The sequence below is a fragment of the Sphingomonas sp. NCPPB 2930 genome (assembly GCF_042867205.1).
Lineage (GTDB): Bacteria > Pseudomonadota > Alphaproteobacteria > Sphingomonadales > Sphingomonadaceae > Sphingomonas.
The window spans coordinates 300,607-322,761 of the sequence record NZ_JBHZQU010000002.1 but is presented as its reverse complement, the minus strand read 5'-3'; the positions used below and the strand labels follow the sequence as shown (position 1 = coordinate 322,761).

Here is a 22,155-nt window from a genome sequence, read left to right as displayed (position 1 = left end):
AGGACAAAAGGACATTCGATGGATCGTCGTGATTTCATGAAGACCGGCATGGCGATGGGCGGTGCCGCGCTCGCCACCGGCGGCGGCACGCTGGCCGCCGCACGCGCCGCCGCGCAGACCGCCGACCTGAGTTTTCCCAAGGACTTCCTCTGGGGCTGCGCCACCGCCGCCTATCAGATCGAAGGCGCGGTCAAGGAGGATGGGCGCGGGCTGACCAACTGGGACGTGTTCTCGCACACGCCGGGCAAGGTCGCCAATGGCGATACCGGCGACATCGCCTGCGACAGCTATCACCGCTACAAGGACGATATCGCGCTGCTCAGCGACCTGGGCGTGAAGGCCTATCGCATGTCGATCGCCTGGTCGCGCATCTTCCCCGAGGGGCGCGGCAAGGTCAACCAGAAGGGCCTCGATTACTATAACCGCGTCATCGACGCGCTGCTGGCGGCGGGGATCCAGCCCAATGTCACCATGTTCCACTGGGACCTGCCCCAGGCGCTGCCCGGCGGCTGGCAGAATCGCGACACGGCCAAGGCGTTCGCGGACTATGCGGGCTTCATGGCGGGCAAGCTGTCCGACCGCGTCCACCGCTTCATGACGGTCAACGAGCTGCGCTGCTTCACCGATCTGGGCCATATGGTCGGAATCCACGCGCCGGGCCTGAAGCTGCCCCCCGCACAGGTGAACCAGGTCCGCCATCACGGCGTCCTGGCGCACGGCCTGGGCGTGCAGGCGATCCGCGCCCATGCCAAGGCGGGGACCGAGGTCGGCATCGCCGACAATGCCAGCATCTTCGTCCCCGTCATCGAGACGCCCGAGCATATCGAGGCGACCAAGAAGGCGATGCGCGACGAGAATGCGATGTTCCTGACCGCCGTCATGGAAGGCCGCTATATCGACAGCTATCTCGCCTCGGCCGGGGCGGATGCGCCCAAGGTACAGGCGGGCGACATGGCCGCGATCGGCAGCCCGCTCGATTTCGTCGCGCTCAACATCTACACGCCGACCTTCGTGAAGGCCGATGCGAGCGATCCGCGCGGCTATGTCCCCCTGCCCCATCTGCCGCAGTCGCCGCGCATGGCCTCGCCCTGGCTCTATGTCGGCCCCGAGGCCGCCTATTGGGGCGTCCGCGCGGCCAGCGAGCTGTGGAAGCCCAAGGCGATCTACATCTCCGAAAACGGCACCTCGGCCGACGATACGCTCAACCCGGCGGGGACGGTCGATGACGGCGACCGGATCATGTATCTGCGCAACTATCTGGGCCAGTTCCGCCGCGCGGCGGCCGAGGGATTCCCGCTCAAGGGCTATTTCCTCTGGAGCCTGATGGACAATTTTGAATGGGCCGACGGCTATGGCAAGCGGTTCGGCGTCCATTATGTCGACTTCGCCACCCAGAAGCGCACCCCCAAGCTGTCCGCGCGCTGGTACAAGGAACTGATCCGCCGCAACGCGCTGGTCTGATCCTTCCTACATGACAAAAAACCCCGCCGATCGGCCGATCGGCGGGGTTTTCCATGCCTGTCGGCCAGGCGGGTCGGCCGTCAGAAGCGGAAGCGGACGCCTACGCCATAATAGCGGCCTTCGTCGCGAATATCGCGCGGATAGACCAGGCCGTCGCCATATTGCGCGTAATTGTTGAACGGCTGCGCCAGAAGATTGGCCGCGTCGACCGCGATCGTCACTTCCTTGGTGATGTTGTAGTTGAACGAGAAGTCGAGGCGCTGGATGCGAACCGTCCCTTCGCCATTATAGATGCCCTGCGCATTGACGAAGTTGCTGTTCAGATACGCATCGCGATTGTTCCACGACAGGCGGGTCGAGACGTCACCCTTTTCATAGAAGAGCGCGACATTGTAGGTCCAACGCGACAGGCCGGGGATCGAGACGAATGGCGGGGTCGTCGTGCCGCCGACATTGGCGAACACATTGGCCGGATATTGCTGCTCGCCTTGCAGATAGGTGGTGTTGGCTTGCACGCCAAAGCCGCTCCACAGCCCCGGCAGGAAGTCGAAGAAGGTCTGCCCCCCCAGTTCGAAGCCCTTGATACGTCCCTTCCCCGCATTTTCGGGCCGCCTGATCTCCAGCAGGCCATAGACAGGGTCGATCGTGCGGTTCGTATAGTTGCTGATGAAGCCCTTCAGGTCGCGGTAGAAAACGGCCGCGGTGATCGAGGCGGTGGGCGAGAAATAATATTCGACCGTCGCATCGTAATTCTTCGAGGTCAGCGGCTGAAGCCCCGGATTGCCGCCGTCGCCATACGCATCGGGCCGCCCCTGAAGCCCCGGTGCGAAGCGGGTATCGGGCACGGGGTTGGGCACCGGGGTCGCGGTGTTCTGGCTGATATAGATGGCCGGATTCAGCTGGCTGAATTCGGGCTTGGTGCGGGTGATCGTCCAGCCGAAACGCACCTGCAACTTTTCCGTCGGGCGAATGCGCAGACTGATGTTCGGCAGGATGTCGACATAATTGGCCTTGGTGTTGCGCGGCTCGGCACGGGTGACGCCGTTGAAGGTCACGCTGGACACACCGCTATACCGCCCGACCGTGTTGACCACGCGCGTGCCGACCAGACCGTCGAAGCGGACCGATCCGATATCGAACTCATATTTCGCCTGGCCGTAAAAGGCATAGGTCTTCTCGCGCGCCAGGAAGGTGGCCAGCGGATCGAGCTGCACCTCGGGCGAGGCAAAGCGGTTGAGCGCGTCGCGATAGCCCTGATCGGTCGGATTGCCCGCGACGATCCGCTGCAACGCCTCGAAGGCATATTGGCGCAGCGCCGGGGCATTGCCCGCGATCCCGTCCCGCGTCGGCATCAGCCAGCTGGTAAAGCCCTGATTGCCCCGGAAGGCGTTCTGGGTCAGCGCCAGATCCCCGGTCGGCGTCTGGTTCAGCGGGATGGCCAGCCATTCCGTATAGGCATAGCGGTTGCCCCGGCGCAGCGAGGCGTCGCGGTCCGTCCACCGCACGCCCAACTGCAATTTCGGGATCAGCGACAGGTTCGTCTGGTAATCGAGATCGGCGCGCCACTGCCACCCCTTGCCCTGCACGCGATAGGTGCTCTCGAAATAGCCGCGCCAGATATAGTTTTTGGGATCGGCCGGATCGAAACCGGGCAGGCTGAAGGACGAACCATTTTCGACGAAGAAGCGCACGTCCGCGGTCGGCGCGCGTGAAAAGGCGCTGTCGAAGCTCCATTCGTCGCTGCCATATTGCGACGTGGTATAGGCCAGGTCGGTCGACAGATGCGCGTCGCCGATATCCCATTTGGCGCCGCCCGCCACCTGATAGGTGTCGGTATAGGCCTTGGCGGTGCTGCGATAGGCTTCGGGCCGGACGCCGCCGGTCTTGGTCAGGCTGTCGACCTGAAGCGGCTGGCCTTCCCGCAGGACGACATTGCTCAGCGTCGGATTGCCGTCGACGAGCGGCACGCGCAACCAGTCATTGCCGATCTCGCCGCGATAGCTCTGGTAGAGGAAGTCGTAATAGAGTTCCAGATTGTGCGCCGGACGCCACTGGACGCTGGCATTCATCGCCGGACGCCAGCGCTTGCCGCCGTCATTATAGACGCCGACCGCCGCCGGGATCGACCAGGCGCGCCCGACCGAGCTGGGGCTGACCGTCGTACCGTCACTGGGCTTGGTGACGAAGCCATCGGCCCAGCGCACCGCGTTGCGATACTGCGCCTGAGTATAGGCGGCGTTGATGAGCCAGCCGATCTCGCCGATCGCGGTGTCCGCACGCTGGCTGATCTGCAGATTGCCCAGCGGGTCGAACTTCTTGCTCTGGTCGTTATAGGTTCCGCGCACGCCGCCCGCGATGGTCAGACCCTTTTCGAAGTCGAAGGGGCGACGCGACCGCACATTGATAAGGCCCGCCAGTCCCGGCTCGAGCAGATCGGCCGTGCCCGACTTGTAGACTTCCAGACCCGCCAGAGCCCCCGACGGGAAATCCTGGAGCGCGGCACGGCGATTCTCGGCGGTGAAGATGTCGCGGCCGTTGAAGGTCGTCGCCACGTCGGGCAGACCGCGGACCAGCACCTGGGTCACTTCGTCGCTGTACCGGCTGACCTGGATGCCGGTCACGCGCGCCAGCGATTCGGCCGCCGTATTGTCGGGCAACTTGCCGATGTCCTGCGCCACGATGGCGTCGAGGATCGCATCCGAGTTGCGCTTGATCGCCTGCGCGCTGCCCAGGCTGGCGCGGTAGCCGGTGACGACGATGTCGCGGGGATCGGCCTGGTCGTCCTCCAGGCCGGTGGTCGAGGCTTGGACCGGGCTGCGATTGGGGACTTCGGAAAGATCCTGCTCGATCCCGACGGCGGTCTGCGCCTCGACCGGGGCGTTGGGATCGGTCGCCTGGGCCTTGGTCGCAGGTGCGGCGGTCTGCGCCTGGGCGGGCGCCGCCAGCAGCGCGATCGGTGCGACCGACAGCAGCAGAATGTGATGCTTCATAACCTCTCCCCTCATCGGACCCGAGTTTTCGGTGTCGCCTTCGGGAGCATTTGTCTGACTATCCTTAGCGATCGTCAAGCCGTTGATGAACGAATTATGAAAGACGATGTGGTCCGTTGATTTTCCGCAACACCAGGCCACAAGGAGGGTAACGGCATGTTAGCGCGAACAATCGCTCACGCGATTGATCCGTCGCCACAAGTTCGCGTCCGCCCGAGCGAAACCCGGAGAGGCGGTCGCTGGCCTGACTTGTCGGTCTTAATGACCCGAATCATACCAAGGTCGGACCATTGGCAAGCGGCCGCCCGAAATCGGGCGTCCCATCGGCGCGATAGCCGAAACGCTGGACGCGCGTGTCGCGATTGGGATCGTAGAGGGGATCGCCGCTGATCTTCTCATAATCGCGCGCGTGATAGACGAGCACATCGGCCCCCGCCCGGTCGACGGTGAAGCTGTTGTGGCCGGGGCCGTAGATGTGGCGCGCGGCGTCGGTGCGGAACACCGGCTCGGGCGACTTGGTCCAGGCGGCGGGGTCCATCAGGTCGGCATCGTCGCGCGCGGTCAGCATGCCCATGCAATAGCGCGCATCGGTGGCGCTGGCCGAATAGGTCATGAAGACACGGCCGTTGCGGATCAGCGGCGCGGGCCCCTCGGCCACCTTGAACCCCTGTATCTCCCAGGGCAGCGTCGGCACGGTCAGCCGGGTCGGCCGCGCCGCCAGCGTGGTCGGCGTCGCCATTGGCGCCAGATACAGGTTGGAGTTGGTGTCGATCCCAGGCTCCTTCTGCGCCCAGGCCAGATAGCGGGTGCCGCGATGGACGAAGCTGGTCGAGTCGAGCGTGAACGTATCCCACGGCGTCTCCAACTGGCCGAGCACCGACCAGCGGCCGGTCACCGGGTCCGCACCGTCGCATTGCAGGACATAGGTGCGGATATGGAACACGTCGCCGCCATCGCCCGCCGCGACATAGACATACCAGCGGCCATCGATCCGATGGATTTCGGGCGCCCAGATATGCCCGGCCATCTTGCCCGATGCGGGCCGCCGCCAGAGCACCGTTTCGGGCGCGGTCGCCAGCCCGGCGATGGTCTTTGCCCGGCGCAGCACCACCCGGTCATATTCGGGGACCGAGGCCATGAAGGTGTAGAGCCCATCGTCCTGAAGCGCGATCTGCGCATCGGCGCGCTGGCGGATCAGCGGATTGCGCACTCTCTCGCCCCCGCCGGCTCCCGCCCGCGCCAGAAGCGGCGCGGCGGCCAGCGCGGCGCCCCCCGCGACTAGAGCGCGCCGGGTCATCTCGATCTGGGTCATGGGTTTTCCTTTCCGATGAAGGGCCAGCCCGCCGCGTCCCAGCGCAACCGGGCGATGCGCAGCGTGGGAGCTCCCCCCGCCGCCGCGTCATAGGCATGATGGATCAGATAGTCGCGGCCGCCGCGATCGTGCAGGACACCGGCATGGCCCGGCCCGCGAAACCGGTCGCGCCCCGCCGCATCCGCCTGCAACAGCACCGTCCCGCCGCCATCCAGCATCGCGCGTCCCGCACGGTCGACATAGGGCCCCTCGATCGCACGCGACCGCCCGACCGCCAGATGATAGCTGCTCTTCACGCCGCGACAGCATAGGTCGAACGAGACGATCAGCCAGTACCAGCCGCCATGATCGACGATGAACGGCGCCTCGATCGCATTCGCGCCGCCCGCCCCTTCGCCCGGCCCGCGTCGTGCGATGGGTTTCGGGACCGCGCCGGGCATGGTCTTGTCGGTGCGCGGGTCGAGCCGGATCAGCTGGATGCCGCCCCAGAAGCTGCCAAAGGCCATCCACTCGCCCCCCTGCCGGTCGCGGGCGAAGGCGGGATCGATCGCGTTATAGGCGTCGCCCGCCTTCGACGCGACGACCAGCCCCTCGTCGCGCCAGCCATAGGCCGGGCTCGCCGGATCGAGCGTGGCAGAGGTCGCCAGCCCGATCACCGATTGCTGCCGGCCGAAACGCGACACCGAGTAATAAAGCCGATAGCGCCCCCCGGCCCGCGCAATGTCGGGCGCCCACATCTCGCGCGCGCCGGGCACCGCCGCCAGCGCCCAGTCGGGGATGGCAGTTAAAGGCGACGGCAAGGCGGTCCAGTGCCGCAAATCGCGCGACCGCCGCGCGACCAGCGGCACCCGGCCCCGCTGCCCGGTCGAATAGCTATAATAATCCAAGCCTTCGCGGATCAGGACCGGATCATGGGCGGGCACCACATCGCCCGACAGGGCCATGTCCTGTGCGGCGACGGGATCGATGGGCATCGAAAGCAGGACCATGCCCAGCAGCGCAGGACGCAAGGCGCACAGGCTCCGGAATCGGCGCGGCTGGCGCATGATGCTTGGCGTCCTCCCCATGATAAAGCCGTGATTTTGTCCGGCTATTGATGACAGCGATATAGTCCGACATATGCGATGGCAAGCGGCTTTCGCCCGTAGCCGCAGGATCGCGTCCGGCCCCTCTTGTCGCACGCCCGGCGACGCGGCACTAAGCCGCCATGCGGATCGCGATTATCGATACCAGCAGCACGCGCGCGGCGATCATCTCGGACGGGCTGCGCGAGGCGGGGCTGACCGATCTGGTGGTGATCGACCCCGGCGGGCCGCTGGCCGCGCAGGTCGAACGCGCCGCGCCCGAGGTGGTCCTGATCAACCTGGAAAATCCCAGCCGCGACGTGCTGGAGGATTTCTTCGCCATGTCGCGCGCGCTCGACCGCCCGATCGCGATGTTCGTCGACCAGTCGGAGCCCGAGGCGACGATGGCGGCGGTCGATGCGGGCGTGTCCGCCTATGTCGTCGACGGCCTGGCCAAGCAACGGATCAAGCCGATCCTCGACCTGGCCGTCCGCCGCTTCCAGGCCTTTTCCCGGCTCCAGACCGAATTGGCCGAGGCGCGGACCGCGCTGGCCGACCGGCAGGTGATCGACCGGGCCAAGGCGATCCTGATGCGGCGGCGCGGGCTGGACGAACCCGCCGCCTATGCCTTGCTGCGCAGCCATGCCATGACCACCAACCGCCGCATCGCCGACGTGGCCGAGGCGATCGTGACCAGCGAGCAGTTGATGGGAGACCTGCCATGACCGCCGAGACGTTCCGTATCGGCTTTCTGCCGCTGGTCGATGCCGCCCTGCCCATACTGGCGCGCGAACTGGGCTTTGCCGAGGCCGAGGCGGTCGAGATCGAACTGGTCCGCGACGTGACCTGGGCAGCGGTGCGCGACCGGCTGCTCTATGGCCATACCGACGCCGCGCATCTGGTCGCGCCGCTCGCCATCTCCACCGCCTTGGGGCGCGACCGTCCGGCGGTGCCGATGGCGGTGCCCTTCGCGCTGGGCCTGAACGGCAATGCGATCACCTTTTCGACCGCGCTGGGCGAGGCGGTGGGCCTGGGCGAGACGCTGGGCGATCCGGTGGCGATCGGCGCGGCGCTGAAGGGTGTGGCCGAACAGCGCCGGGATGCAGGCAGGCCGCTTCGCTTCGGCGTGGTGCATCGCTATTCCAGCCATAATTACATGCTGCGCTACTGGCTGGCGGGGGTCGGCATCCGGCCCGACGCCGATGTCGAGATCCTGGTCACCAGCCCGCCCTTCGCCGCCGACGCGCTGGCGGCCGGAGAGGTGGACGGCATCTGCGTCGGCGAGCCGTGGAACTCGATCGCGGTCGATCGCGGCGTGGGCCGGATCGCCCTGGCCACCGCGCAGATCTGGCGACGCGGGGTGGAGAAGGTGCTGGCGCTGCGCGGCGACCGGGCGGAGGAGCGCCGCGACGGCGTTCTCCGGCTGATCCGCGCGCTCCACGCGGCGGCCGCGCATTTCGTCGATCCCGAGACCGTCGAACAGAGCGCGACGATCCTGTCGCGCCGCGAATATCTGGACGCGCCGGTCGATGCGGTCCTTCGGGCGATCACCGACCGCATCCGCGTCGTGCCCGGCGGCGAGCCGGTCCATTATCCCGACTTCATGTTCCAGTATCGCGAGGCGGCGAACTTTCCGTGGCGCAGCCAGGCGGCCTGGCTCTATGCCCAGATGGTGCGGTGGGAGGGGCTGCCCTTCTCCGCGCAGGATGCCGCGACCGCGCAGGGCGTGTTCCGCCCCGATCTCTACCGCGCCGCGCTGGCCGGATCGGGCGCGCCGCTGCCGGGCGCCAGCTCCAAGCTGGAGGGCGCGCTGGTCGAGCCGATCGGTGCGGGCTCGACGCAGGGACGGCTGGTGCTGGGCAGCGACCGCTTCTTCGATGGCCGTGCCTTCGATCCGGATGACATTCCGGGGTATCTGGCGGGATTGCCCTGACGCCCCTTCCCGGCGCGAGGGAGGATCGATTGCTGCGATTGCGAAAGGGACTTGCGCCGGGACCGCGAATCAGGCAATTTTCCATTCGCCCGGCAATGGCGTCGGGCACGAGATAGCAGCGAATGCCGCTCCAACGACGGGGTAGCACGCTGGCGGAAGCGGGCTGAGGCGCGCGTTCCGCTTGGAGGCAACGAAGCCGCCAGGATGTGACCCACGGGTCCACGTCCTGGCGGCTTTTTCCGTTTGGGCCCGGATCAGGGGGAGAAAGCACGATGGCAACGGCATTCTGGGACGACAGCAAGACAGGGAAGGCAGCGGATGACGGCGGCTTCTGGTCGAGCGGACATACGCCGACCCTGATCGCGGCATTTCTGTATTTCGATCTGGCCTTCATGGTCTGGGTGCTGCTCGGGCCGCTTGCGCCGCAGATTTCGGCCACCCTCGCCCTCACCCCGGCACAAAAGGGCGTGATGGTCGCGGTGCCGACGCTGGCGGGCGCGATCCTGCGCGTCGTCAACGGCCTGCTGGTCGACCGGATCGGGCCGAAGCGCGCAGGCGCGATCAGCCAGATCATCGTGATCGCCGGGCTGTTCTCCGCCTGGGCGCTGGGCGTCAGCAGCTTCGGCGGCACGCTGGCGCTGGGCGTCATCCTGGGCTTTGCGGGTGCCAGCTTCGCGATCGCCCTGCCGCTCGCCAGCCGCTGGTATCCGCCCGAGCATCAGGGCAAGGCCATGGGCCTGGCGGGCATGGGCAATTCGGGCACCGTGCTCGCCGCGCTGTTCGCCCCGGCGCTCGCCAAGCTGTTCGGCTGGAACGCGGTGCTGGGTCTGGCCTGCATTCCGCTGGGCATCGTCTTCCTGGTCTATATGGTGATGGCCAAGGACGCGCCCGGCGCGCCGCCGCCGCGCCGGTTCGTCGAGTATCTGGCGCCACTGCGTCAGGCCGATGCCTGGTGGCTGATGGGCTTCTACGCCGTCACCTTCGGCGGGTTCGTCGGGCTCGCCGCCAGCCTGCCCATCTATTTCACCGATCGCTTCGGCCTGACCCCGGTGCAGGCGGGCTATGCAACCGCCGCCTGCGTCTTTGCGGGCTCGCTGGTGCGGCCGATGGGCGGGGCGCTGGCCGATGCGATCGGCGGCGTGAAGGCGCTGATGGCGGTGTTCGCCGCCGCCGCCGTGACGCTGACGGGCGTGGCGATGGTCGACGGGTTCGCCGCCTCGCTGGCGCTGTTCGTACTGTCGATGCTGGCGCTGGGCGTCGGCAACGGCTCGGTCTTCCAGCTCGTGCCGCAGCGCTTCTCGGCCGAGATCGGTGTGATGACCGGGCTGGTCGGCATGGCAGGCGGCATTGGCGGCTTCTACCTCGCCTCCTCGCTGGGTCTGGCCAAGCAGTGGACCGGCAGCTTTTCCGGCGGGTTCCTGATCTTCGCCGCGCTGGCGCTGGTCGCGCTGACCGGGCTGCTGACGGTCAAGGGCCGGTGGCGCCGGACCTGGGGCGCGGCCGAAGGCGTGCGGATCTGATGACGATGCGCAGCCCCGCCCTCTTCCTCCTGTCGACCTCCGCCCTGGTCGCGGCCCCGGCCGCCGCGCAGACGGTGACGCTGAAGCCGCTCGTCGATGCCCGGCTGCGCTGGGAGCAGGTGGACCAGGACGGCCTGCCCCGGACCTCGGACGCGGTCACCGCCCGCCTCCGTACCGGGGTGGCCGCCACCTCTGGCCGCTGGTCGGCCCTGGCGGAGGCGCAGGGCAATCTGGCGATCGTCCCGGACTATTTCGACGGGATCCACCCGAATGCCGACCGTCCGCTGATCGGCGATCCGCAGAGCATCGGCCTGTACCGCGCCCAGGTGCAGTACAAGTCGGCCCCGCTGACCCTGACCGTCGGGCGGCAGCGCATCACGCTGGACGACGAGCGTTTCGTCGGCCAGGCCGCGATCCGCAACAACGGCCAGACCTTCGACGCGGTGCGTGCCGAGATCGTGCCGGTGAAGGGCGTGAAGGCGGATGTCAGCTATGTCTGGGGCGTCCGCACCGTCTGGGGCATCGACGGCACGGGCGTGCGGCCCCGCTCGGTCGGCGGCAACACCGTCCTCGCCAATCTGGGCTGGGCCTCGCCGATCGGTACGCTGACCGGCTTTGCCTATCTGATCGACGAGGACGAGGCGGCGGTGCAGGGCTTTCGCCTGTCCAGCCAGACCTATGGCACGCGCCTTTCGGGCATGCGGCCGATCGGCAAGGCGAAGCTGTCCTATCAGGCGAGCTGGGCGCGCCAGTCGGACTATCACCGCAATCCCAACCGCTATGCGGCCGATTACTGGCTGGCCGATCTCGCGCTGGACCTGAACGGCCCGCGTCTGGGCGGCGGTTACGAAGTGCTGGGCGCGGATAAGGGACCGTTGGGGGGCCAGGCACTGACCAGCTTCCAGACGCCCTTGTCCTCGATCTTCAAGTTCCAGGGCTGGGCCGACAAGTTCACCACCACCCCGCCCGACGGCATCCGCGACCTCTATGCCAGCACCGGCTGGGGCTGGAAGCAGGTCGGCGCGGTCAAGGCGGTCAGCCTGTCCGCCGTCTGGCACCGTTTCGAGAGCGACCGCCTGGTCCGCCATTACGGCAATGAGATCGACCTGCTGGCGCAAGGCAAGGTCGGCCGCACCACCGCCTCGCTGCGCTACGCCGATTATCAGGCGGATCGCTTCGGCACGGACACCAAGAAATTCTGGCTCCAACTGGACTGGACCATCTGATGGAACACACCCCCGTCGTCGCGGCGACCGATACCCGCGAGCACCTCATAGTTATTGGCAATGGCATGGCCGGATGCCGTGCGGTCGAGGAATTGCTGGCGCGCGATCCCAGCCGCTACCGCATCACCATCTTCGGCGCCGAGCCACTGGTGAATTACAACCGGATCATGCTGTCGCCCGTGCTGGCGGGCGAGAAGACGTTCGACGAGATCGTCATCAACGGGCTCGACTGGTATGCCGGCAACGGCATCACCCTGGTCAGCGGCGATCCTGTCACCGCGATCGATCGCGAGGGCCGGACCGTCACCGCGAAGAGCGGCATGGTGCTGGACTATGACCGGCTGCTGATCGCGACCGGCTCCGACCCGTTCATCATCCCGGTGCCCGGCCACGACCTGCCCGGCGTCATCAGCTTCCGCGACATGAAGGATGTCGAGCATATGCTGGCCGCCGCCGAGCGGGGCGGCAGCGCGGTGGTGATCGGCGGCGGCCTGCTGGGCCTTGAGGCCGCGCATGGCCTTTCCTTGCGGGGCATGAAAGTCACCGTCCTCCATTTGATGCCGACCCTGATGGAGCGGCAGCTGGACGAGGCGGCCGGGTGGCTGCTCAAACAGGCGCTGGAGGCGCGCGGCCAGACCGTGTTGTGCGGCGCCGATACCGCCGAGATCGTCGGCGACGGCAAGGTCGAGGCGATCCGCCTGAAGGACGGGCGTGAGATCGCCGCCGACCTGGTGGTCATGGCGGTCGGCATCCGCCCCTCGGTCGCGCTCGCCCGCGCGGCGGGTCTTGAGGTCGGGCGCGGGATCAAGGTGGACGACCATATGGTCACCTCCGACCCCCGCATCCTGGCGGTCGGCGAGTGTGTCGAGCATGACGGACAGGTTTACGGCCTGGTCGCGCCGCTCTGGGACATGTGCCGCAGCCTGGCCGATGCGCTGACCGGCAGCCCCAGCGGCTATCGTCCCACCGCCACCGCGACCAAGCTGAAGGTCGCCGGGCTCGACGTCTTTTCGGCGGGCGATTTCGGCGGCGGCGACGGGGCGGAGGACATCGTGCTGCGCGACGCGGCGCGCGGCATCTACAAGCGCGTGGTGGTCAAGGACGACCGGATCGTCGGCGCGGTGCTGTACGGCGACACCGCCGACGGCAACTGGTATTTCGACCTGCTCAAGAAGGGCGAGAGCGTCGGCGACATTCGCGACGCGCTGATCTTCGGCCAGGCCTTTGCCCAGGGGGGCGCTTCCGCGGACCCTAAGGCGGCCGTTGCGGCGCTTTCCGACGATGCGGAAATCTGCGGCTGCAACGGCGTGACCAAGGGCAAGGTCTTCGCCTGCATCGACGGCGGCGCGCACAGCCTGGATGCCGTCCGCTCGGGCTGCAAGGCGTCGGCGAGCTGCGGCTCGTGCACCGGCATCGTCGAGAGCCTGTTGGCGATCCGCCTGGGCGGCGAGGTCGAGGCGGGGCCGAAGACGATGTGCAAATGCACCAGCTTCGGTCACGACGACGTCCGCCGCGAGATCGTCGCGCGGAATATGCGCTCGATCCCCGAGGTGATGCAGAAGCTGCACTGGTCGACCCCCGATGGCTGTTCGTCGTGCCGCCCCGCGCTCAACTATTATCTGCTCTGCGCGCTGCCCGGCGAATATGTCGACGATCAGCAGAGCCGCTTCGTCAACGAGCGGATGCACGCCAACATCCAGAAGGACGGCACCTATTCGGTCGTGCCGCGCATGTGGGGCGGAATCACCAGTCCCAAGGAGCTGCGCGCGATCGCCGATGTGGTCGAAAAGTTCAACGCGCCGATGGTCAAGGTGACCGGCGGCCAGCGGCTCGACATTTTCGGCATCAAGAAGGAGGATCTGCCCGCCGTCTGGGCCGACCTGAACGCGGCGGGCATGGTGTCCGGCCATGCCTATGGCAAGTCGCTGCGCACCGTGAAGACCTGCGTCGGTTCCGAATGGTGCCGCTTCGGCACGCAGGATTCGACCGGCCTCGGCGTCAAGCTGGAGCGGGCGACCTGGGGCTCGTGGATGCCGCACAAGTTCAAGATCGCGGTGTCGGGCTGTCCGCGCAACTGTGCCGAGGCGACGATCAAGGATTTCGGCGTGGTCTGCGTCGACAGCGGTTACGAGCTGCATGTCGGCGGCAATGGCGGGATCAAGGTCCGCGCCACCGACCTGCTCTGCAAGGTGGCGACCGAGGCGGAGGCGATGGAAATGTGCGCGGCCTTCATCCAGCTCTATCGCGAGGAGGCGCGCTATCTGGAGCGCACCGCGCCGTGGATCGAGCGGGTCGGGCTGGCCTATATCCAGTCGCGCCTGCTGCCCGACGAGGAGGCGCGGGCCGAACTCGCCCGCCGCTTCTTCTTCTCGCAGAGCTTCTCGCAGGACGATCCCTGGGCGGCGCGGGTCGCCGGGGCCGAACGCGAGATCCATGCGCCGATGGCGCGCTTTCAGCCCGCCAGGGAAATGATGGGAGAAATGGCATGATGGGCGAGTGGCTGGATATCGGCTGGGTCGAGGAAATCCCCCTGCGCGGCAGCCGCACGGTGCAGGTCGAGGGCGGCGACGACATCGCCGTCTTCCGCACCGGCGAGAACAGCGTCTTCGCGCTGCTCGACCGCTGTCCGCACAAGCATGGGCGGCTGAGCCAGGGGATCGTCCATGGCGGCGCAGTGGCGTGCCCGCTGCACAATTGGCGGATCAGCCTGACGACCGGCGAGGCGCTGGGCGAGGACAAGGGCTGCACGCCGACCGTGCCGGTGAAGATCAGCGGTGGCCGCGTGCTGATCTGCCGCGCCTCCACCCTGAAGGCGGCGGCGTGAGCAGCATCCACCTCGCTCTCCCCTCCGGGGAGAGGGTCGGGGTGAGGGGCGGGTGTCTCACCGAGCCGAACCCCTCTGCGAGGCCCCTGCCCCTCACCCAACCCTCTCCCCGAGGGGGAGAGGGCTAATGACCATCAAGACCACCTGCGCCTATTGCGGCGTCGGCTGCGGCATCCGCGCGACCGTCACCGGCGACCGGCAGGTGCGGATCGAGGGCGATCCCGACCACCCCGCCAATCAGGGCAGGCTCTGCTCCAAGGGCACCCATCTGGGCGAGACGGTCGGCCTGGAGGGTCGCCTGCTCCACCCGATGATCGGCAAGCGCCGCGCGAGCTGGGACAAGGCGCTGGACCTTGTCGCGAAACGCTTTCGCGACACCATCGCCCAGCATGGCCCCGACAGCGTCGCCTTCTACGTCTCGGGCCAGTTGCTGACCGAGGATTATTACGTCGCCAACAAGCTGATGAAGGGGTTCATCGGCTCGGCCAATATCGACACCAATTCGCGGCTGTGTATGTCCAGCGCGGTGGCGGGTCACAATCGGGCGTTTGGCGAGGATATCGTACCCGCCAGCTATGACGATCTCGACGCCGCCGACCTGATCATACTGGTCGGCAGCAACACCGCCTGGTGCCACCCGATCGTCTATCAGCGCATCCGCGCCCGGTGCGATGCGGGCGCGAAGCTCGTCGTCATAGACCCGCGCCGCACCGAGACGGCGGAGCAGGCCGATCTTCACCTTGCCATCCGTCCGGGCAGCGACGTGGCGCTGATGAACGGCGCACTCGCCTGGGCACGTGCCGCAGGCGTCGTGGACGCGGACTTCCTCGCCGCATCGGTTGCGGTGCCGGAGGATTTTTGGGCGGCTTTAGAAGAGGGCAGCGACCTGTGGTCGGTCGCCAAGACCTGCGACGTCGCGCCCGCCGACCTGCGCCGCTTCTATGAACTGTTCGCCGCCACGCCGCGCACGGTGACGATGTTCAGCCAGGGCATCAACCAGTCGGTCACGGGCACCGATCAGGTGAACGCGATCCTCAACCTGCACCTCGCGACGGGACGGATCGGCAAGCCCGGCGCGGCCCCCTTCTCGATCACCGGCCAGCCCAATGCGATGGGCGGTCGCGAGGTCGGCGGGCTCGCCTCGACGCTGGCCGCGCATATGGACTTCGCGCCCGAGAACCGCGCCCGCGTGCAGCGTTTCTGGGCCTCCCCCGCCATCGCGCCCAAGCCGGGCCTGAAGGCGGTCGACCTGTTCCGCGAACTGGGCCAGGGCCGGATCAAGGCGCTATGGATCATGGCGACCAACCCCGCCGTGTCGATGCCCGATGCCGGGTCGGTGCGCGAGGCGCTGGCCGCCTGCCCCTTCGTGGTGGTCAGCGACGTGATCGCCGAAACCGACAGCTCGGTGAACGCGCATGTCCGCCTGCCCGCCGCCGCCTGGGGCGAGAAGGACGGCACCGTCACCAATTCCGACCGCACGGTCAGCCGCCAGCGGGCGCTGTTTCCCCTGCCCGGCGAGGCCCGGCCCGATTGGTGGATCGTCAAGGAAGTCGGCCGCCGCATGGGATGGAAGACCGCCTTCGCCTATGACCGCCCGGCCGAGATCTGGCGCGAGCATTGCCGCCTGTCCCATTATGAAAACGACGGTTCACGCCTGTTCGCGCTGCCCGGCCGGTCGAGCGGCGGCAATGCCGATTATGACGCGATGCAGCCGTTCCGCTGGGGCGGCGCGCCCTTTGCCGATGGCCGTTTCCCCACGCCGGACGGCCGCGCCCGGCTGGTCCCCGTTGCGCAGAAGACGCTCCCCGAGCCGCTGCGCGACTGGCCGATGACGCTCAACACCGGCCGCTACCGCGATCATTGGCACACGATGACCCGCACCGGCCTGGCCCCCAAGCTGGCGCGCCACCGCGAGGAACCGCTGGTCGAGGTCCATCCCGACGATGCCGCGCGGCTGGACCTGGCCGATGGCGGGCTGGCGCGGGTCGGCACACCACAGGGAACGAGCCTCTACCGCGTCTCGGTCAGCGCCGGGCAACGGCCGGGCGAGCTGTTCGTGCCGATCCACTGGACCGATCAGACCGCGACCGGCGGCCGCACCGGACTGCTTCCCCGCCCGCTAACCGACCCCTATTCGGGCCAGCCCGGCTTCAAGCGCACCCCCGCCGCCATCATCCCCGTCGCGACCCGCTGGCGCGGCTTCGTCATCCTGTCGGGGGAGGCCCGCGCGACGCCCGATTGCCTCTGGGCGACACGGGTCGCCATTCCCGGCGGCTGGTTGTGGGAAGTGGCGGGCGATGGCGACCCGGTGGCGCTGGAGACGATGCTCCCCAAGGGCCAGCGGATCGAGGCCACCGATCCCGCGCGGGGATCGCACCGGATCGCGGTGATCGCCGACGGTCGGCTTGCTGCCGCCCTGTTCCTGACCGAACGCGGCGAATTGCCGACACGCGATTGGCTGATCGCGCAGCTGAGCGCCAGCGAGGTCGCGCCCACCGTCCTTGCGGGCCGCGCACCCGGTGCGCCGGTCGATCGCGGTGCGATCGTCTGCGCCTGTTTCGATATCGGCGTGCGGACCATCGTCGCCGCGATCCGCGACCAGCAACTGGCCGATGTCGCCGCGATCGGCGCGGCCCTGGGCGCTGGCACCAATTGCGGATCGTGCCGCCCCGCCCTTGCCCGCCTGCTCACCGAAGCCCAGGAGCCCGCCCATGCGCATGGATGATTTCCCCGCCGGTTCGGTCTGGCTGGTCGGTGCGGGTCCGGGCGATCCTGACCTGCTGACCCGCAAGGCCGAACGCCTGATCGCCGCCGCCGACATCGTCTTCTACGACGCGCTGGTCGGACCCGACATCCTGGCGCTCGTCCCCGACACCGCCGAACGGGCGAGCGTTGGCAAACGCTCGGGCCGTCACTCCAAGGATCAGGGGACGATCGACAGCCTGATCGTCGCGGCGGCGCGCGCAGGGCGGCGCGTGGTCCGGTTGAAGGGCGGCGATCCGTCGATCTTCGGCCGCTCGACCGAGGAGATCGACGCGTGCCGCGCCGCCGGTATCCCGGTGCGGATCTGCCCCGGCATCACCGCAGCCAGCGCGGCGGCGGCATCGGGCATGATCTCGCTGACGCTGCGCGGCCTGTCGCGCCGCCTGACCCTGGTGACCGCGCATCTGCGCGAAGGCGAGCCGCTTTCGCTCGACTGGCAGGCGCTGGCCGCACCCGATGCGACGCTGGCGGTCTATATGGGCCGCGCCGCCGCGCCGGAGATCGCCCGACAGCTGATGGCGGCGGGCATGGCGCCGGAGACGCCGGTGATGATCGCGGTCAATGTCTCGCTCCCCTCGGAGCGACTGATTACCGGCCGCCTCGACGCGCTCGGCTTCCTGACCCGCACGATCGGCGACAGGGACCCTGCGCTGCTGCTGATCGGCGAGGCGGTGGGGGCCGGGCGGGTAGCGGACGGCGGCCTCGCGCTTCCCCGCCGCGCCTCGGTGGAGGCATAGCCCCAACCCTATGCGCGCACTATGCGAAAGGGCGAAACCGCGCTCGAAATGCTATGCCGCGCCCGATAGGTGGACAGCCGCAACAAGGATTGTGGCATGGCAAAATGGCATCGCTCCCGACGCGCCGATCTGGGCCTGCGTGCTCTCGGAGCCATTCTCTGCGGGCTCGCCTATCTGGCGATCCGGACGCTTTTCGCCCTCCCCTCCACCGCGATGGCGGCGCATCTCCTGCCGGCCGAACTGGCCACCGCCGGCTTCCTGAGCGCCAGCGCGGGGAGCGCCTTGGCGATGCTGGGCGCGCATCTGTTCGACGACATGATGGTCAGCGCCCGCTGGTGACGGAGGAAAGCCATATCCCGGGCATCGGCGACCGTCCTGTTCAATCGGGACGAGCGAGCGTCGGCGCGCTCTTCCACGCCTCTGCGGTCTCCGCAGCGAACGCCGCATAGCGCCTCGGCGCGCGGCCCAGCAATGTCGTCATGGTCGAAAGGTCTTCGGCGCTGGCGCGGGCGCCATGCCGCTGGAAGGCGCGAAGCATCAACGCCAGATCATAGGCGAACCCCGCTGGTACGAACGGCTTGAGACGATCCTGGAACATGTCCAGATCATCACCGGCATAGGTCACGGCACGGCCGAGGGCTTCGCTCCAAATTTGCGTGATCGTCTCCGGCGTCAGATCATCCGGACCGACGATATTATAGCCGTCCCTGGGCAGCGGGGTCGGGGCCGCGTGGCGCCGCAGGAGCTGCCTGGCCGCGATCTCGGCAAGGTCGCGGGTATCGACGGCCGCAATGCCGACATGGCCCAGGGGCATGCCATAGATCCCATGATCCAGTAGCGGCGCCTTCTGCTCCAGGTCGTTCTGCATGAAATAGGCGGAGCGCAGGATCGTCGCGGGCAAATCGCATCGTTCGATCATCCGTTCCGCTACGACCTTGCAGGCGAAATGCGGAACATCGGCATGACGATCGCATTCGAAGACCGAGAGATAGACGATCCCGCGCACACCCGCGTCCCGAGCCAGAGCGAGCGTCGTCAGCGTCTGGTTCAGTTCGTCCGGAACATTGGGCGCCACCAGCAAAAGCGTCTCGACCCCGTCGAGCGCGCCCCGCATGACCTCGATATCGGACAGATCACCCCGCACTGCCGTCACACCGGCCGGGAAGCGGGCCTTGTCGGGCGAGCGCGTCAAAGCCCTTACCGACACAGCTTGCGAGGCAAGCATACGGGCGACGTCCATACCCGTATGACCGGTGCTTCCCGTCAATAGAATGGCCATTGGTCGCTTCTCTTTCTCCGACTGTGTCGGTGCTTGGCCCGGTGGCCGGAAGGTGTTTTGAGGAAGGCTGTGGATGCACGCGCGACGGCGTCAGGTCGCTCGCCTAACGGGATCGCACCATCGACGAGAACACCCCGTCGCGGTAAACCCAGCCGTGCAGCAGAGCCGCCGAAAGATGTCCGATCACCACGGCGAACAGCAGCCAGGCCAGAATGCCATGGGCATCGCGCAACAGGGCATAGAGCGTCGGGTCGACCGGGGCGATCGGCGGCACATTCCATCCCTTGATCATCCGGACCGGCCAGCCCCCGGCCGACCGCATTCCCCAGCCGACGAGCGGGATCAGGACCATCAGGCCGTACAGAATCCAGTGGCTGCCCAGCGCCGCCAGCGCCTGCCAGCGGGGTGTCTCGGCCGGTAGCGGCGGTACGCCGTGACGCAACCGGTTGGCCAGCCGGACGACAACCAGCAGCAGGATGGCGAGCCCAAGCGGCTGGTGCAGGTCGAGCAGGGCCGGACGCCAGGTCAGCGACGTCGTCATGCTGACACCGATGAACAGCATGGCGAAGATCGCCGCCGCCATTGCCCAATGCAGCACCCGCGCCAGCCGATTGAAATGCCTCCTGTCCGTCATCGGCCGTCCTTCCTGCCGACCGCATCGGTGGCGCGACCATAGCCGATCTCGCGCAGGCGGGCGTTATAGGAATGCGCGTAGATCCCGCCGCGCGCGGCCAGCACCGGGTCGTTCGTCAGCGCCATGCCCTTCGGCACCAGGGTCGGATCGAAATTGACGTCCCGGCATGCCCCCTTGGCCTGATCGACCACGCGCGTGACCTCCAGGGTGCCGCCGACGATCTGCCTGCGTGTCGCGGGCCATGGCTGCGACGGATCGTCGACGGGATCACCCGGCTCGGCCAGCTGCAGCACGAGGTCCCAGCGCAGCGGGCCGTGCGTCAAACGCTCGGCGATATCCCTGAACAGGTGATCGCGATTGGCCTTGGCGCGCTCCTCGACGCTCCAGCCGGTGAAATCGGCATGCGGCCGCCACCACCATCGCACCGGCTGGCGGCGCCCATCCGGGCCGACGAACAGATAGGCGTGGATCGCATAATAATGCACGCCCGCGAAGCTGCTGGGCCATGGCGCCTTGGCCTTCGCTTCGATGACGCGGCGCGCTTCGGGATAGACCCGGTAGAATGCAGCGACTTTCGCCGAATCGGGCTGGCCGGTTTTCGGATCGGGCGCAAAGGCCGCGATGCGGGCGAGGAAGCCTTGCGCATCATGGGTCGGGAAGAGCGGCTCGTTGTTCATTTTCATGCGCCATTGCTCACCGTCATCGGCGGCGATCAGCATGGCCATGCTGACGGTGCGCGTCGAATTGTCCGGCGCATAGGGATCGGCCGTCCCGATCGAGAAACGACCGATCGCCGGTGTCTGCGCCTGGGAAAACACGCGCGATGTCGAGATCGACGCGGCGGCCCCGCTCGCGCGGAAGACCCCGTCGAAGCAGATGCCCTTGCCATGCGCACGGCGATAGCCCGCCGGAAAGGATGTCGGCGTATCGGCCAGGAAGGTCGAAGTGGTGATCCGGTCGCCGACCAGTCCCGCGCTCCAAGCAAATGCCGCGCCCAGCGATCCGGCGATCGTCGCGATGCCGACCAGCGGAAGCCAAGCGCCTCTCAACGATCTCCTGCCAGCCATAGACGACTCCTGATCCCGGTCGATCACCCCGACCGGCGCTTGCTTGCCCCTGACATGCGCTCTCTATCCGCAAAAACTCCGGACGATTAGATGGACAATCCCGAATGAGCTGGTGAATGAGATCGAACAATGGGCCGACATCTTCAGGAAATCGCCGCGTTCGTGGCCGTCGCCGACAGGCTCAGCTTTCAACGGGCCGCGCTCGACCGCGGGGTCACCCGGTCCACGCTCAGCCACGCGGTCCGCACGCTGGAGGAACGGCTGGGGGTTCGGCTGCTCAACAGGACCACGCGCAGCGTTTCGCTCACCGAGGCCGGTCGCGTCCTGCATTCCCGTGCGAAGCAGGCATTGGGCGACCTCGACCACGCCGTCGATGCGATCGACGATTTTCGCGACCAGCCGCACGGATCGCTTCGCATCACCGTGCCCCGTTCGGTCAGCGCCAGCATCATCGGGGCGGTCACCGCGCTGGCCACGACCTATCCGAACTTGTCGGTGGAGATCGATGCGAACGACCAGATGGTCGACATCGTCGCCGAGGGTTACGATGCCGGTATCCGGTTCGGCATCGCCATGCAGCAGGACATGATCGCGGTGCGACTGAACCAGGCGTTCCACTTCGCGGTCCTCGCCTCGCCCGCCTATCTGGCCGGGCGAGACCTGCCGATGAGCCCGGACGACCTCGCGCACCACCGCTGCATCCTGTACCGGCTGCCGAGCGGCGTTTTGACACCCTGGATGTTCGAACGGAATGGCCAGATCAGCAAGACGAACGTCGCGGGATCGCTGATCCTCAACGATCAATCGCTCATGATCGAAGCCGCCCTGCAAGGCGCCGGCCTCGCCTTCGTCTTCGAAGAGGGGGCGCGGGCCCATCTGGACAGCGGACGGCTGATCCGGTGCCTGCCCGATTATCGCGCGCAGTTCAGCGAATTGTTCCTTTATTATTCGGGGCACCGGCATGTGTCCGCCGCCCTCAGGTCGCTTATCGACCATTTGAAGAGCCCGAAGTGAGACGGCGGTGGGGAAGAGTTCGGACGCTGACGCCAACCGGGTCAGCGCGACGCCTGCCCGCTTCCACGTCCGTGGATCATCGCGTGAAGGCCGTTCCGGGCCTTCTGGCATGCGGACGGAAAACCCGGCCTTGCCGGCATCGCCAGTCTAATAGTTTTATGAACCGATCGCCATGATGACGCTCTTGGCCTCCGCAGCATAGACGCGCCACAAGAGGGAGGCGTCGTATTTTCCCCTACATCTGCTTTATCCCATAATGGTGTTCGCAACATAACGCAGATTTCACATTCCGTGTCAGCGGCGCAACATCCGCGCGACTTTTGAATCATGA

At 67.3% G+C, this 22,155-nt stretch carries 17 protein-coding genes; 11 read left to right on the top strand and 6 right to left on the bottom strand.

Annotated elements, in window-relative coordinates:
• Positions 1 to 18 precede the first annotated feature (18 nt).
• On the top strand, positions 19 to 1,461 hold the full coding sequence (locus tag ACFX59_RS04770) for a GH1 family beta-glucosidase (protein WP_387430112.1): 1,443 nt from the start codon (positions 19 to 21) through the stop codon (positions 1,459 to 1,461).
• Between the two features lie 80 nt (positions 1,462 to 1,541).
• On the opposite strand, the gene ACFX59_RS04765 is transcribed toward ACFX59_RS04770, so the two are convergent.
• The 3 genes from ACFX59_RS04765 to ACFX59_RS04755 form a co-directional block, all read right to left on the bottom strand.
• Entirely contained in the window at positions 1,542 to 4,451 is a 2,910-nt protein-coding gene (locus ACFX59_RS04765; protein ID WP_387430110.1) for a TonB-dependent receptor, read from the bottom strand.
• 271 nt (positions 4,452 to 4,722) lie between these two features.
• Positions 4,723 to 5,763 carry a family 43 glycosylhydrolase gene (locus ACFX59_RS04760; protein WP_387430108.1) on the bottom strand — a complete coding sequence of 347 codons (1,041 nt, stop codon included), beginning with the start codon at positions 5,761 to 5,763 and terminating at the stop codon, positions 4,723 to 4,725.
• The gene (locus ACFX59_RS04755; protein ID WP_387430106.1) at positions 5,760 to 6,809 is read right to left on the bottom strand and encodes an arabinan endo-1,5-alpha-L-arabinosidase; all 1,050 of its coding nucleotides are present in this window, start codon (positions 6,807 to 6,809) and stop codon (positions 5,760 to 5,762) included. The genes ACFX59_RS04760 and ACFX59_RS04755 overlap by 4 nt, the downstream gene beginning before the upstream one ends.
• Positions 6,810 to 6,970: 161 nt before the next feature.
• On the opposite strand from ACFX59_RS04755, the gene ACFX59_RS04750 reads away from it, so the two are divergent.
• The 9 genes from ACFX59_RS04750 to ACFX59_RS04710 all read left to right on the top strand — a co-directional run bounded on the left by ACFX59_RS04750 (position 6,971) and on the right by ACFX59_RS04710 (position 18,169).
• Entirely contained in the window at positions 6,971 to 7,552 is a 582-nt protein-coding gene (locus ACFX59_RS04750) for an ANTAR domain-containing response regulator (protein WP_307104166.1), read from the top strand.
• On the top strand, positions 7,549 to 8,760 hold the full coding sequence (locus ACFX59_RS04745) for an ABC transporter substrate-binding protein (protein WP_307104164.1): 1,212 nt from the start codon (positions 7,549 to 7,551) through the stop codon (positions 8,758 to 8,760). Before ACFX59_RS04750 ends, ACFX59_RS04745 begins: the two co-directional genes overlap by 4 nt.
• Before the next feature lie 272 nt (positions 8,761 to 9,032).
• The gene (locus ACFX59_RS04740; protein ID WP_309693944.1) at positions 9,033 to 10,280 is read left to right on the top strand and encodes a nitrate/nitrite transporter; all 1,248 of its coding nucleotides are present in this window, start codon (positions 9,033 to 9,035) and stop codon (positions 10,278 to 10,280) included.
• The gene (locus ACFX59_RS04735; RefSeq protein WP_387430103.1) at positions 10,280 to 11,506 is read left to right on the top strand and encodes an alginate export family protein; all 1,227 of its coding nucleotides are present in this window, start codon (positions 10,280 to 10,282) and stop codon (positions 11,504 to 11,506) included. Before ACFX59_RS04740 ends, ACFX59_RS04735 begins: the two co-directional genes overlap by 1 nt.
• Entirely contained in the window at positions 11,506 to 13,995 is a 2,490-nt protein-coding gene (nirB, locus tag ACFX59_RS04730) for a nitrite reductase large subunit NirB (protein ID WP_387430101.1), read from the top strand. The genes ACFX59_RS04735 and nirB overlap by 1 nt, the downstream gene beginning before the upstream one ends.
• Complete coding sequence (gene nirD / locus ACFX59_RS04725) at positions 13,992 to 14,330, top strand: nitrite reductase small subunit NirD (protein WP_309693939.1); 339 nt, start codon at positions 13,992 to 13,994, stop codon at positions 14,328 to 14,330. The genes nirB and nirD overlap by 4 nt, the downstream gene beginning before the upstream one ends.
• A gap of 127 nt (positions 14,331 to 14,457) precedes the next feature.
• A complete protein-coding gene (locus ACFX59_RS04720; RefSeq protein ID WP_387430099.1) occupies positions 14,458 to 17,055 on the top strand; it encodes a molybdopterin-dependent oxidoreductase in 2,598 nt (865 codons plus the stop codon).
• Positions 17,048 to 17,830, top strand: coding sequence for a uroporphyrinogen-III C-methyltransferase (gene cobA / locus ACFX59_RS04715; RefSeq protein WP_387430291.1), 783 nt, complete (start codon positions 17,048 to 17,050; stop codon positions 17,828 to 17,830). Before ACFX59_RS04720 ends, cobA begins: the two co-directional genes overlap by 8 nt.
• A 96-nt stretch (positions 17,831 to 17,926) precedes the next feature.
• A complete protein-coding gene (locus tag ACFX59_RS04710; protein WP_387430097.1) occupies positions 17,927 to 18,169 on the top strand; it encodes a hypothetical protein in 243 nt (80 codons plus the stop codon).
• Between the two features lie 40 nt (positions 18,170 to 18,209).
• Here ACFX59_RS04710 and ACFX59_RS04705 read toward each other — a convergent pair whose 3' ends face one another.
• From ACFX59_RS04705 to ACFX59_RS04695, 3 genes are all read right to left on the bottom strand, one after another.
• Positions 18,210 to 19,109 carry an SDR family oxidoreductase gene (locus tag ACFX59_RS04705; protein WP_387430095.1) on the bottom strand — a complete coding sequence of 300 codons (900 nt, stop codon included), beginning with the start codon at positions 19,107 to 19,109 and terminating at the stop codon, positions 18,210 to 18,212.
• Positions 19,110 to 19,212: 103 nt separating this feature from the next.
• Positions 19,213 to 19,743, bottom strand: coding sequence for a cytochrome b (locus ACFX59_RS04700; protein WP_387430093.1), 531 nt, complete (start codon positions 19,741 to 19,743; stop codon positions 19,213 to 19,215).
• Positions 19,740 to 20,792 carry a catalase family peroxidase gene (locus ACFX59_RS04695; RefSeq protein WP_387430091.1) on the bottom strand — a complete coding sequence of 351 codons (1,053 nt, stop codon included), beginning with the start codon at positions 20,790 to 20,792 and terminating at the stop codon, positions 19,740 to 19,742. Before ACFX59_RS04695 ends, ACFX59_RS04700 begins: the two co-directional genes overlap by 4 nt.
• A gap of 147 nt (positions 20,793 to 20,939) precedes the next feature.
• Between ACFX59_RS04695 and ACFX59_RS04690 the strand changes: the two genes are divergently transcribed.
• Entirely contained in the window at positions 20,940 to 21,824 is an 885-nt protein-coding gene (locus ACFX59_RS04690) for a LysR family transcriptional regulator (RefSeq protein ID WP_387430089.1), read from the top strand.
• Positions 21,825 to 22,155: the final 331 nt, after the last annotated feature.